This window comes from Ornithinimicrobium carbonis (genome assembly GCF_977012275.1).
The window spans coordinates 1064951-1079205 of record NZ_OZ348993.1 but is presented as its reverse complement, the minus strand read 5'-3'; the positions used below and the strand labels follow the sequence as shown (position 1 = coordinate 1079205).

11 protein-coding genes are annotated in these 14255 nt (G+C 69.4%); 5 read left to right on the top strand and 6 right to left on the bottom strand.

The features are described from left to right. Nucleotides 1–153: 153 nt before the first annotated feature. Entirely contained in the window at nt 154–954 is an 801-nt protein-coding gene (locus tag ACWHYA_RS04890; RefSeq protein ID WP_425943425.1) for a formate/nitrite transporter family protein, read from the top strand. Between the two features lie 47 nt (nt 955–1001). On the opposite strand, the gene ACWHYA_RS04885 is transcribed toward ACWHYA_RS04890, so the two are convergent. Beyond that, entirely contained in the window at nt 1002–2207 is a 1206-nt protein-coding gene (locus ACWHYA_RS04885) for a tyrosine-type recombinase/integrase (RefSeq protein WP_425943426.1), read from the bottom strand. Further along, nucleotides 2204–2452: a helix-turn-helix domain-containing protein gene (locus ACWHYA_RS04880; protein WP_229665803.1), complete on the bottom strand. Its 249-nt coding sequence runs from the start codon at nt 2450–2452 to the stop codon at nt 2204–2206. The genes ACWHYA_RS04885 and ACWHYA_RS04880 overlap by 4 nt, the downstream gene beginning before the upstream one ends. A gap of 276 nt (nt 2453–2728) precedes the next feature. Between ACWHYA_RS04880 and mobF the strand changes: the two genes are divergently transcribed. The 4 genes from mobF to ACWHYA_RS04860 all read left to right on the top strand — a co-directional run bounded on the left by mobF (nt 2729) and on the right by ACWHYA_RS04860 (nt 10921). After that, complete coding sequence (mobF, locus tag ACWHYA_RS04875; protein WP_425943427.1) at nt 2729–6544, top strand: MobF family relaxase; 3816 nt, start codon at nt 2729–2731, stop codon at nt 6542–6544. A gap of 246 nt (nt 6545–6790) precedes the next feature. Continuing rightward, nucleotides 6791–7369, top strand: a complete 579-nt coding sequence (locus ACWHYA_RS04870) for a TetR/AcrR family transcriptional regulator (RefSeq protein ID WP_425943428.1) — start codon at nt 6791–6793, stop codon at nt 7367–7369. Beyond that, nucleotides 7366–8319: a DMT family transporter gene (locus ACWHYA_RS04865; protein ID WP_448095548.1), complete on the top strand. Its 954-nt coding sequence runs from the start codon at nt 7366–7368 to the stop codon at nt 8317–8319. The genes ACWHYA_RS04870 and ACWHYA_RS04865 overlap by 4 nt, the downstream gene beginning before the upstream one ends. 1159 nt (nt 8320–9478) lie before the next feature. Next, on the top strand, nt 9479–10921 hold the full coding sequence (locus ACWHYA_RS04860) for a hypothetical protein (protein ID WP_425943430.1): 1443 nt from the start codon (nt 9479–9481) through the stop codon (nt 10919–10921). A 396-nt stretch (nt 10922–11317) separates the two neighbouring features. Here ACWHYA_RS04860 and ACWHYA_RS04855 read toward each other — a convergent pair whose 3' ends face one another. The 4 genes from ACWHYA_RS04855 to ACWHYA_RS04840 form a co-directional block, all read right to left on the bottom strand. Beyond that, the gene (locus ACWHYA_RS04855) at nt 11318–11770 is read right to left on the bottom strand and encodes a hypothetical protein (RefSeq protein ID WP_425943431.1); all 453 of its coding nucleotides are present in this window, start codon (nt 11768–11770) and stop codon (nt 11318–11320) included. Nucleotides 11771–11817: 47 nt separating this feature from the next. Then, nucleotides 11818–12930 carry a phospho-N-acetylmuramoyl-pentapeptide-transferase gene (gene mraY / locus ACWHYA_RS04850; protein ID WP_425943432.1) on the bottom strand — a complete coding sequence of 371 codons (1113 nt, stop codon included), beginning with the start codon at nt 12928–12930 and terminating at the stop codon, nt 11818–11820. Between the two features lie 255 nt (nt 12931–13185). After that, nucleotides 13186–13716, bottom strand: a complete 531-nt coding sequence (locus tag ACWHYA_RS04845) for a DinB family protein (RefSeq protein WP_425943433.1) — start codon at nt 13714–13716, stop codon at nt 13186–13188. Next, on the bottom strand, nt 13713–14105 hold the full coding sequence (locus ACWHYA_RS04840) for a hypothetical protein (protein WP_431473333.1): 393 nt from the start codon (nt 14103–14105) through the stop codon (nt 13713–13715). The genes ACWHYA_RS04845 and ACWHYA_RS04840 overlap by 4 nt, the downstream gene beginning before the upstream one ends. Between the last annotated feature and the right edge of the window lie 150 nt (nt 14106–14255).

The following is a 14255-nucleotide window of genomic DNA, read 5'->3' as shown; positions in this document are numbered from 1 at the left end:
TGGGCTGATCTGCGGGTATGTGGTCACACGCGGCTGACGCGGGGCGTGCACGTCGGCCTCGCGGCCCGCGTATCCGCGGGCTACGTTCGACAGGTGCCCGGTCCTGACCCGGGGCGAGGACGTGTCCGACTGTGGTCGATGGGAGGTCGCACCGTGAGTGACGAACCGCCCCGCCCAGCCGTCCTGGATCCGCAGGAGATCTACGAGCGGGCCGAGGCCGAGGGCGAGCGGCGCCTGTCCATGACGGCCCAGGACCAGGTGATGACCGGCTTCATCGCCGGCGTCACGATCGTCTTCGGGATCGTGGCCCTGGGGGTGGTAGAGGCGCTCGTCGAACCGAGCCTGGGACACGGGGTCGCCAAGCTGGCCGGTGCCCTGGCCTTCGCGGTCGGGCTGGTTTTCCTCATCGTGGGGCGCACCGAGCTGTTCAGCGAGAACTTCTTCGACCCGGTCGCCGCCGCCATCGCGCAGGGCGGCGGGAAGGCCTGGGTCCGGCTGGCCCGTCTGTGGGTCATCATCCTGGCGCTCAACCTGGTCGGCGGCGCAGTCCTCGTGGGCGTGATCAGCATCGACGGTGCCCTGCCCGAGGGTGCTCCGCACGCTCTGGTGGGCGCCGCCGAGGAGATCGCCGGGAAGGAGTGGGCCGCGACGCTGGCCCGAGCCGTGCTGGCCGGGGCCCTGGTCGCCCTGCTGTCGTACATGCTGAACGCGGTCAACACCGTGGTCGCCCGCATCATGGTGGCCTACCTGGTCGGCTTCCTGCTCGCGCTCGGCCCCTTCGACCACGTCGTGGTCTCCGCCCTGCACCTGCTGTTCGGCGTGTGGAACTCCTCGGTGGTGGGGTATGCCGACCTGGGGGTCAACGTCGTGCTGGCCACGACGGGCAACCTCGTCGGCGGGTTGCTGCTGATCACCCTGACCCACACCGCCCAGTTCAGGAGCGAGCGCGGGTGAGCCGCCCGGCCGAGCGACACCCAGGTGGCGCATGGCTGCTCAGGCTTTCACCCAGACGGATCCCCCAGGTGCCCGCCGAGCTGACGGAGGGCGTCGCGCGTGGCCTGGGACGAGACCTCCATGGTCATCGAGATCCTGCTGTGTCGTAGCACCGCCATCGCCACCCGTGGGTGCACGTCCATGGAGACGAGCAGGCTCGCGCAGGTCTGCCGCGTGGCGTGGACCGGGACGACCGGGACGCCGGCCCTGCGTGCCCGGGTCTTGAACGCCGTGTGGAAGTTGCGCGGATCGACCGGGTCGCCGAGGCGGGTCGTGAAGACAAGACCGCAGTCGCCCCACATGTCACCGGCGGCCGCCCTTCGTCGATCCTCCTCGGCCCGGTGCAGCTCGAGGGCCTGCGCGGCGATGTCCGGCAGGGGTAGCGGCGCGTCCGAGGAGGGGGTCTTCGTCCGTCGCCGGAGCAGCTGGCCGTCGACCCGCTGGACCTGCCAGGCGATGTACGCCTCGCCCTGCTCCAGGTCGACGTCCTCCCACGCCAGTCCGAGCACCTCCCCCCGCCGGAGCCCGAGCACGAGGAGCAGCACGTAGGCCGCATACATCGCATCCCCGGCATCGCGGGCCGACTCGAGGAACCGCCGCGCGTCGTCCACCGACCACACCGCTGCGCGCTTCGCCCGGGGCACGGGCACGCGCACGAGCGCGGCCACGTTGCGGAAGACGAGCTCCTCCCGCATCGCCTGGGTCAGTGCCCCGCGGAGCACCCGCCACGCCTGGTGGACCGTCCACTCGGACGCGACCTCGTGGCAGCACTGCCCGCGTGCGCAGCACTGCGGCTCCGGCCGGGCGGCGTCCTTGCCCTGGAAGCAGCACTGGCACCGCACCCGCAGCTCGTTGACCCAGGTCTGGACGTCGCGGACCGACAGCTTCTCGAGCTTGCGGTCCCCCAGGTCGGGCACGATGTAGAGCCGGGAGAACATCTCGTAGTTGCTCGCCGTGGCTGGTGAGAGCCCGGGGCGAACGGTCTCCGTGAGCCACTGCTCCAGGAAGTCGCGCAGGCGGGGCGAGACCGGAACGACCGGTCCGCGCCGCGCCTGCTCGTGCAGCCGGAGCCACTTCTCGTGGACCTCGGCCCTGGTCTTGCCGTAGACGGACTTGCGCTGTCGCCGGCCCGCGGGGGTGGTGATCCACACGTGGGCGGCGAAGCCGTTCCGGTAGGGGTAGATGGACCCCTCGCCGTTGGCCCGACGGCTCACGGCCAGTCCGCCTCCGCCTCGGCCGCCCGCTTGGCGACGTACTCGTCGACCCACGCCGGCAGGATGCGCCGGGACCCGCCGTCCTTGAGCGAGCGCAGGTCGCCGGAGATGCACATCATCCGCACCTTGGTCGGCCCGTAGCCGAGCATCTCCGCCACCTCGGGCACGCTGTACCACCGCCGCTGCAGCGGCCCGACCGGTGCCTTGCTCCGCTGCTCCGGACTCCCGCTGGCCATCGTTGACATGTCCACTCCCTTCGTTCAGGGACCAACCTCCAGTAGGCCAGATCCCGTGCGGACCAGACAGGCACCCGACCGTCCCTGTGGATAACCACCGGACGACGAACCCGTCTACCCCCTAATGCGTCCGAGCCCCACCCCCGGGTCTCACTTTCTTGAACCTTTTTCTGAGCAGCTCCGCGACCGACCGACACCCAGCAGCAGCAGATCGAGGACACACCTGGTGCACTCGGTGAAACTCGTGAACCCCTGAGGCTCGTCCGGCCGCCTTTGGTATACGTGATGACGTTGCACAAGCTCGCCGCGGGCACCGGGTACACGTACCTGACGAAGCAGGTCGCGGCCCACGACGCCACAGAGAAGCGGCAGGCCGGCCTCGCCTCCTACTACGAGGAGAAGGGCGAGGCACCCGGTCGGTGGCTCGGCACCGGCCTGGCCGGCCTGGACCTGGCCGAGGGGGACGTCGTCACCGAGGAGCAGATGAAGCTGCTGTTCGGGCAGGGCCGCCACCCACGCTCCGACGAACCCGACGCTCAGGCGCGGGGGTGGGGCGCGCTCGGGCGGGCGTTCCCGACGTTCGACGCCACGACCCTGCGGCAGGTCACGGCCCGCGCGTTCAGCGAGCACAACACCGCACGCGGGCTGGCGTGGAACGCCCCCATCCCGGCGGAGGAGCGGGCAGTGATCCGCACCCAGGTCGCCCGCGCAGCGTTCGAGCAGCGCCACGGCCGGGCCCCGGTGGACGAGGCCGAGCTGACGAGGTTCGTGGCCAAGGCGTCGCGGCCGGCGCAGGTGCCGGTGGCCGGGTTCGACCTGACGTTCTCCCCGGTGAAGTCGGTCTCGGCCCTGTGGGCCCTCGCCTCCCCGAAGGTCGCCCAGCAGGTGGAGGCCGCCCATGCGGACGCGGTCCGCACGACGCTGGCGATGCTCGAGCGCGAGGTGGCCTTCACGCGGGTGGGCAAGGGCGGCATCCGCCAGGTCCCCGTGACGGGGCTCATCGCGGCGGCGTTCGACCACCGCGACTCCCGCGCCGGGGACCCGGACCTGCACACCCACGTCGTCGTCTCCAACAAGGTCCAGTCCTTGACCGAGGAGGGAGGGCGATGGCTCACGCTGGACGGGCGGATGCTGTTCAAGGCCAAGGTGATGGCGTCCGAGCACTACAACACCCACCTTGAAGCCGGTCTCGTCGACCGGCTCGGCGTCCGCTTCACCGAACGCCCCTCACCGGAAGGAAAGCGGGCCGTGCGGGAGATCGATGGGATCGACCCGGACCTCCTCGCCACCTGGTCGTCGCGACGGCACGCGATCGAGACCCGGCAGCGCGAGCTCGCCTCGGCGTTCCGGGCCAACCACGGCCGCAACCCCACGACCGTCGAGTCGCTGGCCCTGGCGCAGCAGACGAACCTGGAGACCCGCCCCGGAAAGCACGAACCCCGCTCCGAGGCCGAGCAGCGCGAGGCTTGGAACGTGCAGGCTGCCGCGGTGCTCAACCGCGACGGACGGATCCCTGAGGACATGGTCGAGAGCGCGGTGGGAGCGGGGTGGGGACGCACCCGGGGACGCGCCAGAGACGCGGGCATCGCCGCAGGTCACGGGGTGGGGACGTACCAGGGACGTGTCCGGGGACGCGGACGGGACGTGCGTCCCCAGGTCGTCGCCGCCCGGGTGCTGTCGGTGCTGGAGGGGTCGCGGGCGACGTGGCAGGTGTGGCACGTGCGAGCAGAGGCCCTGCGCCAGCTCCGCACCGTCCAGGTCCCCCTGGACAAACTCGACGCGTACCAACGTGACGTCGAGCGTTGGGTCGTGCAGGGCTTCTCGGTCCCGGTCGGGGTGCCGCCCGAACTGGGCGAGCCGGAGGTGCTGCGCCGCCCGGACGGGCAGTCCGCGCACATCGTGCACGGCAGCCAGGCCTACACCTCCAGGGCGATCCTCGCCGCCGAGGACGAGCTGCTCGCCCTGGGGTTGCGTCGCGACGGCCGTCAAGCCGACCCGGACGTGGTCGCGACGGTCCTGGTCGCCCAGAGCGCGGACGGTCCGAGCCTGGACCGGTCGCAGGTGGCGATGGTCCGCAACCTCGCGACGAGTGGGTGCCGGGTGCAGGTCGCTCTCGCGCCGGCCGGGGCTGGCAAGACCGCCGCCCTGCGCGTGCTCGCCCGGGCCTGGGAGGCCTCCGGTGGCACCATCCTCGGCCTGGCCCCGACCGCGGTCGCGGCCGAGGAGCTCGGCCGCGCCACGGGCATCCGCGCCGACACCGTCGCCAAGTACCTCCACCAGAACACCGACACCCGAGAAGGTGCGTCACCCGAAAAGGGGTCGACCGCCAACTTCATAGGCAGAGCGGTCGGCCCGGGGACGTTGGTGCTGATCGACGAGGCCGGCATGGCGGGCACCCGCGACCTCGCAGCAGTGGTCCGGCACGTCTTCGACGCCGGTGGCAGTGTGCGGCTGGTCGGGGACGACCAGCAGCTGGCCGCCGTGGCCGCTGGCGGCGTGCTCCGTGACCTGGCCGAGCAGGGTTACGCGCACGGCACCACCGCGACGTTGACCGAGCTGCACCGGTTCACCGATCCTGCCGAAGGAGCCGCCACCCTCGGCATCCGGGACGGCGACCCTGCCGCCCTGGACCACTACCTCGACCACGGCCGCGTCCGCACCGGTGACACCGGGGACGTGGTCGAGGCGGCGTACGCCGCCTGGGCCGCTGACCAGGAGGCCGGGCTGTCCAGCCTGCTGCTGGCCGCGACCCGAGACACCGTGCGTGAGCTGAACCAGCGCGCCCGGACCGACCGCCTCCACGCCAGCGGACAGCCGCCCGCACGGGAGGTGGCCCTTGGCGACGACACCCGCGCCAGCGCCGGCGACACCGTGATCACCCGCCGCAACGAGCGCAGTCTGCGTGTACCCGACGGATCCTGGGTCAAGAACGGTGACCGATGGCACGTCTTCGCCGTCCACCCGGACGGCGCCGTCTTGGTTGAGCGCCACGCTGACCGGCGCGGGAGCAGGCCGGGCCGCCTCACTCTGCCGGCCCGGTATGTGGCCGAGCACGTGCAGCTGGGGTACGCCAGCACGATCCACGGCGCCCAGGGCGCCACCGTGGACACCACCCACACCGTCCTGACCGGGGCAGAGACCCGGCAGGCGTTGTACGCGGCCCTCTCCCCCGGCCGGCAGACCAACCAGCTCTACCTCGCCACACCCACCGTCTCGCTGGACGGTGTCGGCCCCGACATCCAGGACACCGTGGTGGAGCCGCGGCAGGTGCTCACCGACGTCCTCGCCCGCGACGGCCGCGCCCTGTCGGCCACGACCGTGGAGCGCGGCGACGCGGCCCAGCTGCTACGGCAGGCGGTGCTCGCCTACCAGGACGCCCTGCCGGTCCTGGCCCAGCGGAACCTGGGACGTGAGCGGATGGCCGAGCTGGACGAGGCGCTGGAGAAGTGGATGCCCGGCCTCACCGGGCAACCGGCCTACCCGCACCTGCGGGGCCAGCTCGCGCTGCGCTGGGTCGACGGCACCACACCTGGGGCTGTGATCGAGCAGGCCACTTGGTACCGCGGCAAGCAGAGCCTGGTCGACGCCGACGATCCCGCCGCCGCCCTGTCCTGGCGCCTGGCCGGCACCACGCCCTCGTCGTATCGCGACGCACCCCTGCCCTGGCTGCCCGACGTCCCACCCGCCCTACGACAGGACAGGGAGACGAGGGGCTACGTGGACCGGCTGACCCACCAAGTCAAGCAGCTGGCCGAGCTCGTCGCCGCCGAAGCCCAGCAGGCCGGCGCGTACGACCGCGTCACGTGGCAGCGATCTCTGCCTCTGGACGTCGACGACCAGCTCCTCGGTGACCTCGCCGTCTGGCGCGCCGCCCACGAGATCCCCGACACGGAGCCGAGCCCGGCGGGTCCGCCCATCAAGGAACCTCAGGCAGCCAGACACCAGAGCCGCCTCATCCGCCGGCTGGCGGTGCCGTCAACGGTCTCCTCCACGTCCACAGCAGACGTCGGGCCCGGCACGCTCCGAGCCAGTCAACGACAGGCACAGCGTCAACGACTTCATGACGGTGCTACCCGCCACCTGTCTGGTCCTTCGCGATGACCGGACGTCGATCACATGGATGCGGAAGCGCGCACGGTCGATACATCACGCACACGCCGATGAGCGGGCACTGTCATCAGGAATACGCAGGTGAACGGCAGGGGGGACGTGACCACCGCGACCCCGCCGAAGCCCGTCGTGCGGTCTGCAGGTCCCGACGTCCAACAAGGAGAGTCCGGTCCGTGGTGCACACCGGTTCCGCTGGTATGTAGACTGACCTACCTACTATGTGGAGGCTGGTTCTTGATGGGACACACGACCAAGAGCGGCTCGGTGCGCGAACGGTTGCTGGACGCGGCCGCGACGCGGTTCTACGCCGATGGGGTCAACGCGACAGGGATTGATGCGATCACAGCGACGGCAGGGGTTGCGAAGATGTCCCTGTACAACAACTTCAGTTCCAAGGCGGCCTTGGTGGAGGCCTATATCGATCGTCGGCACCGGGACTGGATGGACCGGTACGAGGCGAGACTGGCCGGGGCGGCCACGCCCACAGAGAAGGTGTTGGCGGTGTTCGACGCCTATGTCGATCACGCCTCTTCGGCGTACCCGCACGGGTTCCGGGGCTGCGGACTGCTCAACGCGGCCGCGGAGCTGCCGGTCGGTGATCCGGGACGATCTGCGGTAAGGCGTCACAAGGAAGAAGTGGAACGGATCCTGGTCACGCACCTGTGCACCGTGGTCGGGCAAGAGCAGGCCGAGGACCTGGCCGAGCACATGGTCTTCCTCCTCGAGGGAGCAATGGCCCGTGCCGGCCTGGAGGGTGACGCCTCCCGCCTGCGACGGGCCCGGGCGATGGCGGCACAGATGCTGGAGGGGTGTTGAGCGCGCCTCTGGCCGTGGGGGCGGTCCTGGTGGCCGCGACGCTGTTCGGGACCACCGGGACCGCACAGGCGCTCGGCCCTGAGGGGACCACGCCGCTGGGAGTCGGCGCCGTCCGCCTCGTCGTCGGAGGCATGGGGCTGATGGCTGTCTTGCCGTTGGTCGGGGGGCTGCGTCGGGATGCGGTCCGCCTATGGCGGACCCCCGCGGGTGTAGCCATCGGGGTCTGCACCGCGCTGTACCAGGTGTCCTTCTTCGCCGCGGTTCAGCAGGCGGGCGTGGCCATCGGGACCCTCGCCGCAATCGGCAGCGGGCCTGTCCTGGCCGCCCTTCTTGCCCGGTTCGTACTGGGTGAACGCCCCGGGCGGTCCTGGGTCCTTGCGACCGGTCTGTGCCTGGTTGGTCTGACACTGCTGGTCACCGGAGGTGGCGCGGCGCAACGAGTCGACCTCGTGGGAGTTGCACTGGCCATCTTGGCCGGCCTGGCCTATGCCGGCTACACCGTGCTCGCCAAGGGGCAACTCAGTGCCGGACAAGAACCCTCCACCGTGATGGCCGCTGCTTTCGGCCTCGGCGGCCTGCTGCTCCTCCCGCTGCTGGCCACCCAGCCAATGGCGTGGCTGCTCGAGCCGCGGGGCGTGGGGATGGCGCTGCACCTGGGCCTGGTGACCACCACCCTGGCCTACCTGCTCTTCGTCCGCGGTCTCGCCCAGCTCCCCGCGGGCCCGGTCACCACGCTCATGCTGGCTGAGCCCGTTGTCGCCACCACTCTCGGGATTGTTGTACTTGACGAACGGCTGACACTGATCAGTACGACCGGCGTCGGACTGCTGCTTCTCGGCCTGGTGCTGCAGGGACTCGGCGCGGCCACAGGCAAGCGGCGCGAAGAACCATCACAGCCCGCACCGACACCGGCCGAGGCAAGTAATGGACCGGCAGGAGCAACGACGTGAGGATCCGCGTCAACCACATCCTCGTGGACCCGCCTGGGAAGGCACGCATTCGCCGCGAGTCGCTGGTCAGGAGTTCAGGTTGAGGATCCGCAGTCAGGGTAGTTCTATGCTGCCAGCCCATGACTGCAGTTCGGTGACCACGACGGTCATGTCCTCGGCCGTCGGGAGCTCGCCATCCATCACATCCTCCTTGATTGTTCCCTCGACCACGAGCGTTCCGTGGAGGTCAGGGATGAACCCGTAGAAGCGTCCGTTCGAGTCGTTGTACCCACAGTCCTCCCCGCGACACCGGGAAACCGGCAGGTGCTCTGGCGCATATGTCCAAGTGCCCGTTCAAAGTGACGACCGGTGCGGTGGTGCCATGGACCGACAGTTCACCCCACTCCCGGACCGGGACCTCACGCTCCTCCAGTTCGTCGCGAAGATCAGCGGGCGCGGGGCCCTGCAGACAGGTCCTCCGGGGCAGGCAGGCCCCTCGTATCGGGTCGCCAAGGACTCATGATTGTCATCCGTGGCGCTGCGACGCTGAGCTAGGCGACATGTCCATCGCCCTCGTTCTTGTTGAGATAGATGTAGAACGAACGGACGTGGCCATCCTTGTGCCCCTCCGGCACGGAGCCGGTGACGTCGTGGACGAGGAAACTCCTACCCTCGTCGGTGACCTCCTTTCGTGAGCTGGGCGCCTGGGCGCATCCTGACTGCTCACCTCGGCCGTGTCCGCAGGCATGCTGGAGCGAGCCGTGTCCGTGTCGGCGTACTCGGTGGCAGGGCAGTAGACGCCTCTCGTGGATCATCCGCCGGCCCATTGATACCTGCCGCATCAGTACTCTCGGCGGTGGGTCTGTACGGCGCCGTCGCATCCCGTGGTCACGCGCGTGCGCGTCGTGTCGATCGGCTTGAGCTGCCATCGTCACAGGTGCCCTGCCGGTTCCTTGCCCGGGTCGGAGGGTTTTCACACGATGCGTGCTTCTCATCGTCTCGCTACCGGACTGAGATGTTCGTGGGTCGAGCGGACCAGGCTCGGCGGGCGCGGCCGACAGTGCGTGGTGCGAGGTTAAGGGCGGCCTTCCACCCCAGTTGATAATCGACCGTTATGTGTCCATAATCGGGGTCTGCGCGTCAGCGCAGCCATCTCAGCCAGCCTTCCCGGAGGAACACCATGTCTCGTCAGACCACCGGGGCCCGCCGACGGGCGCGTACCCGGCCAGCCGTCTTCGCCGCCCTGGCTGCGCTCGTCCTCAGCGGACTCGGGGTCCCCGCCGTCAGCGCTCACGACGGTGAGGACCACTTCGGCTCCCCCTACGTTCCGCCCCCGGTCACCGCTGCCGGGCCGGTGGGCGGCGCCTACTCCAACGTCGCCCAGCGCGACCGGCACGAGGTCTGGCTGGTGGACCAGTCGAACACCGACAACACCTCGGCTCCGAGCTTCGGTGGCCGGATCTACATCTACGACGGCAGTGACCTGCGCCACGACACCGCGGCTGCCCAGGCCGAGGTGGTCGAGCTGAGCGCGGCCACCGCGGACCTGTGCCGCGAGGCGACCGGCGTCACCCCGGTGCGACCCCACATGATCTATTTCAACGCCACGCAGTCGCACGCGGTCCTGTCCTTCGTGGCGAGCGGGCACGTCGTCATCATCGACGCCTCGACCCGAGAGCCGGCCGCCTGCTTCCGCACCGAGGTCGGCGCCGCTGGTGCGGTCCAGGCCCATGCAGCGGTGCCCACTCCCGACGACCGCTTCATCATCGTGGCGAACCAGAACGGCAAGAAGGTCGAGCGGATCCGCACCGACTACGCCAGCGGCACCTTCAGCCAAGAGACCGCGGCGACGATCAGCCTGGCCTCCGGCGACACCCCCCACGGCGACCCGGTCGAGACCCCGGGCGACCCGACCATGCGCCCTGACAACGCGCCGATCTGCCCGTTCATCCCCTCCAGCGGCTACCCGGCGTTCATCTCGCTGCGCGGAGGCGGCCTCCTTGCTCTCGACCCGTACGCGACGCCCATGAGGATCGTCGCCGAGTACCCGGCCACCGAGGTGGCCCGTGACGGCTGCGGCTTCACCGAGTCGCAGGGCTGGGTCTACGGCAACGGCGGTCGGACCGCCGGAACCCTGTCCGGCTGGTTCGTCTACCGCGTGCCGGTCGGCGGACCCGAGCTGTGGAACCCCGAAGCCCAACCGGAGGTGCAGCTCGTCGAGCAGGACACCCGCGGCCCGCGCGACGCCCACGGCATGGTCACCGTCCGTGACCGCTACGTCTGGGCCTTCGACCGCTCAGCGCACGTGCTGCAGGTCTACCAGGGCCGTAACGGGCAGGCCGGCGAGACGATCAACCTCCGGTCACCGTGGGCTCAGGCCCCGGCTCCCGACATCGTCGCGCAGGCCCCGGACGGAAGGGCCGTCTACGCGGCGACCCGTGGCCCCAGCCCGCTCAGCGGCGCGCACGCCGCCACCGGCGACGCACCGGGGCTGCTCGTGCTCGAGGTGCGCAAGGACGGACGTGAGGGGGTCGTCCGCGGCCACGTCGCGGTCAGCAACGTCCTGGACAACGGGCGTGAGCAAGCCGACCCGCACGGGCTCGCGGTCCGCCGTACCGGCTGAGGTCGCGCGGGGCATCTGCAGCCCTGTTCGCTCACCGTCCCGCAACACCCGCTGGTGGAAGGCTCCAGGCACATTCCCAGGGAGGAGGCGCCTGGACGCACGGCGGCCGCGCCGGCTCAGTGCCAGAAAGCGCCTATGGCTAAGAAACAGCGACGATGGCCGAAGAAGCCTCGTGGGAACCTCGGCGCACACGCCCTACGTGATACGCGCGGAAGAAGATCCCCCACGAAGTAACCCGACAGACGTTGAGTTGACTATGTGGACCCGTCCATGACACACATGCGCCGGCACGCTGCGACCTGACACGCATCCGACACTGCCGCGGGTTGGTCGCCCCCGCTAGCGGTCCACGGTCCAGAGGAGCCCAATTCAGCGGTCCACCGTGACGACGAGGGCTTAGTACCTCGTCAGGATCTGGCGGACGGGGTGGCGCAATGCCGCGGTGACGTGGGCGAGCTCGTCCGGCGTAAGCCAGCCGCGGCCGGGACTTCGCGCAGCGAGCACAAAGCGAGCGAAGCCTGCCGGCCAGTCGTAGTCCAGGTCGTTCAGCGAGCTGCGCTCAGCGCAGCACGGCGTGACGAGGACAAGGTCAGTGAAGTTGCGCTCGTACGCTCTACTCATCTCGCCCTGCCACCACTGGACGGGCATCTCCTCGTGGCAGTGCGGGCAACGGATGGCGATGAAGTTCCCACCCTGATCGACGAAGCCGATCTCGTCGCCGCGCTCGGCGGTCACTTCTCCGGCGTCCGGGCAGACGTCCCCGAGGGCCCGTCTTGCAGCCGCCGCGTCGGCGTCATCGGGTATCCATTGCGGGTCCGTGGGGATAATGTGCAAGTAACTCTCGCTCACGGACCCATCCTGCACTTGTCGCATCCGGTCATGCCGCATGGAGTTAGCTAGAGGTTGACGACCCATTCGCCGTAGAAGATGGCCGCGCCCGCGGCGACACAGATCCCGGCGATGATCCAGAACCTGGCGACGATGGTGACCTCGGCCCAGCCGAGCAGTTCGAAGTGGTGGTGTAGCGGTGCCATCCGGAAGACTCTCTTGCCGGTGAGCTTGAAGCTGATGACCTGGATGATGACTGATGAGGTCACGATGACGAACAGGCCGCCCAGGATCACGAGCAGGAGCTGGGTGTGGGTCAGGATCGCCAGCCCGGCCAGGGCAGCGCCCAGGGACAGTGATCCGGTGTCGCCCATGATGATCTGGGCTGGTGAGGCGTTCCACCACAGGAACCCGAAGCAGGCGCCGGCGATCGCTGCGGCGACGACGGCCAGGTCGAGCGCGTCGGCCACGTTGTAGCAGTTTGGGCCTGGCATGAGCTCGCAGTTCTGGTTGTACTGCCACATGCCGATGACCGTGTAGGCGCCGAACACCATGACCGAGGCCCCGGTGGCCAGCCCGTCCAGGCCGTCGGTGATGTTGACGCCGTTGGAGGCCCCGGCGATCAGCACGTTGGCCCACGCGATGAACAGGATCACGCCTACGACAGGGCCGGCGAAGGCCAGGTCGAGGCGGGTGTCGCGGACGAAGGAGATCGCGGTCGAGGCGGGCGCGCGTCCTTGCTCGTCGGTGGCCAGCAGGGCCGCCAGGGCGAAGACCACGGTGACCACCGTCTGACCGATGAGCTTCTGCCATGAGGTCAGACCAAGACTGCGTTCCTTGCGGATCTTGGTGTAGTCGTCCAGGAAGCCGACCAGTCCCAGCCCGGTGAGCAGGAACAGGACCAGCAGTGCGCTGAGCGAGATGCGGCTGTGGGTCACCTGCACCACGCCCGTTGCGTCAAGGACGAACAGGCTGGCGTGGGTGGCGAAGTAGCCAACGATCGCGGCTGCGATGATCACCGCGCCGCCCATCGTGGGCTTGCCGCGCTTGACGTGGTGGTGGGTCAGGTCGTCGCGGATGAACTGTCCGTAGCGGCGCCGTACCAAGAAGGTGATGAACAACGGGGTGCACAGCAGCGCGATGGCCATGGAGAAGCCACCGGCGAGCATGACGTTGACCATCTGGTCTCCTTGCGGCAGCTCGGCCACTGTCGGGGGGTGCGGCTGCCCCGGCAAGGCAGGTCACGCACTGAGATGCGTTTCGGGCGCCGGGGCTTAGGCCCCGCCTGGACGCCGGTCCACGTTAGGGCAGGACACCGTGCCGATCGCGGACCCGCGCGCGAGTGTCGCTCCTGCGATGTGGTGTTTCACGGGTCAGGCGGGGCTCTCTGCTTGCCGCGGCCCAGCGTGCTGGAGCGGGCTCGCGGACCCAGTGGCCTAGATGCCGACGGTGCCGTCGACCGCTTCTCTGATCAGGTCGGCATGGCCCAGGTGACGGCCGTACTCCTGCACGAGGTGCAGCAGGACCCACCGCAGCGAGCAGGGCTCTCCGTATGGCATCTCCTGGGACAGTGCCTCCAGGCTCGGCACCTCACCCACGATACGTTCGGTGAGCCGCTGCGCCTGCGTGAGCCGGTCGAACAGCACCTGCGGCGTCTCCCCGGCAGTGGTCCGAAGACTCCAGCCGTCCTGCCCCTCCTGCCGTTGAGTGCTCCAGGCTGGTGAGTCGTCGCCCCCGGCGAACGTCATGTGCACCCACGAGAACTCCACCACCGCCAGGTGCTTGAGCAGGCCCCCGAGCGACAGCACGCTTGGCGCGTGCTCGAGAGCGAGCTGCTCTGCGGTCAGGCCCGAGCATTTCCACCGAAGCGTGTCCCGCTGGAATGCCAGCATCCCCAGCAGCATCGACTTCTCATCAGCCACCAAAGGCGTCTGCGCGCGGTCCGCAGGATCAAAGGTCGTCGTCACCGCTCAACCGTAGGTGCGACGAGGGCCAGCCGCTGTTCCGGGCCCCATTGATAGGCGTTGTCGCACCGATACCCCCTCAGCCAGACTTCGTCATCGACGACGCGCAGATAGAAACCCTTCGGGTATGCCTCGTCGCTGCTTAGCGGTTTCGACGCCACGTGAATGGCACCAGTTGGCGCCCGACCCGCAGACAAGACGGAGTCTGGTGCGTTTGGCTGGTCCATCATTGCCAGCCGGAGGAACGGGCCGCTGATCACTGGGCAGAGCTGGAAACCGTGTGTCCGTGCCGCCTCGAACACCTGCGACTGAGTGCCGCCGACCGACAGCCCGAGCTGCTGCACAGTTCGCTCGACCAACTGCAGATCTCGACTCTCCGGATTATCAAACACTGGGTGCCCAAGCAGTGTCTCGGCGTGGGCGTTGAGGCGTACGCCGAACTCGCGAAGGGATTGCAGGAGGGCGCGCCGGGGCTGTCCACCAACCCGTACTGTCCGACCCTCGAGCCCCAAGCTGTGTGTCATGGGCACCATCCTCGCTGA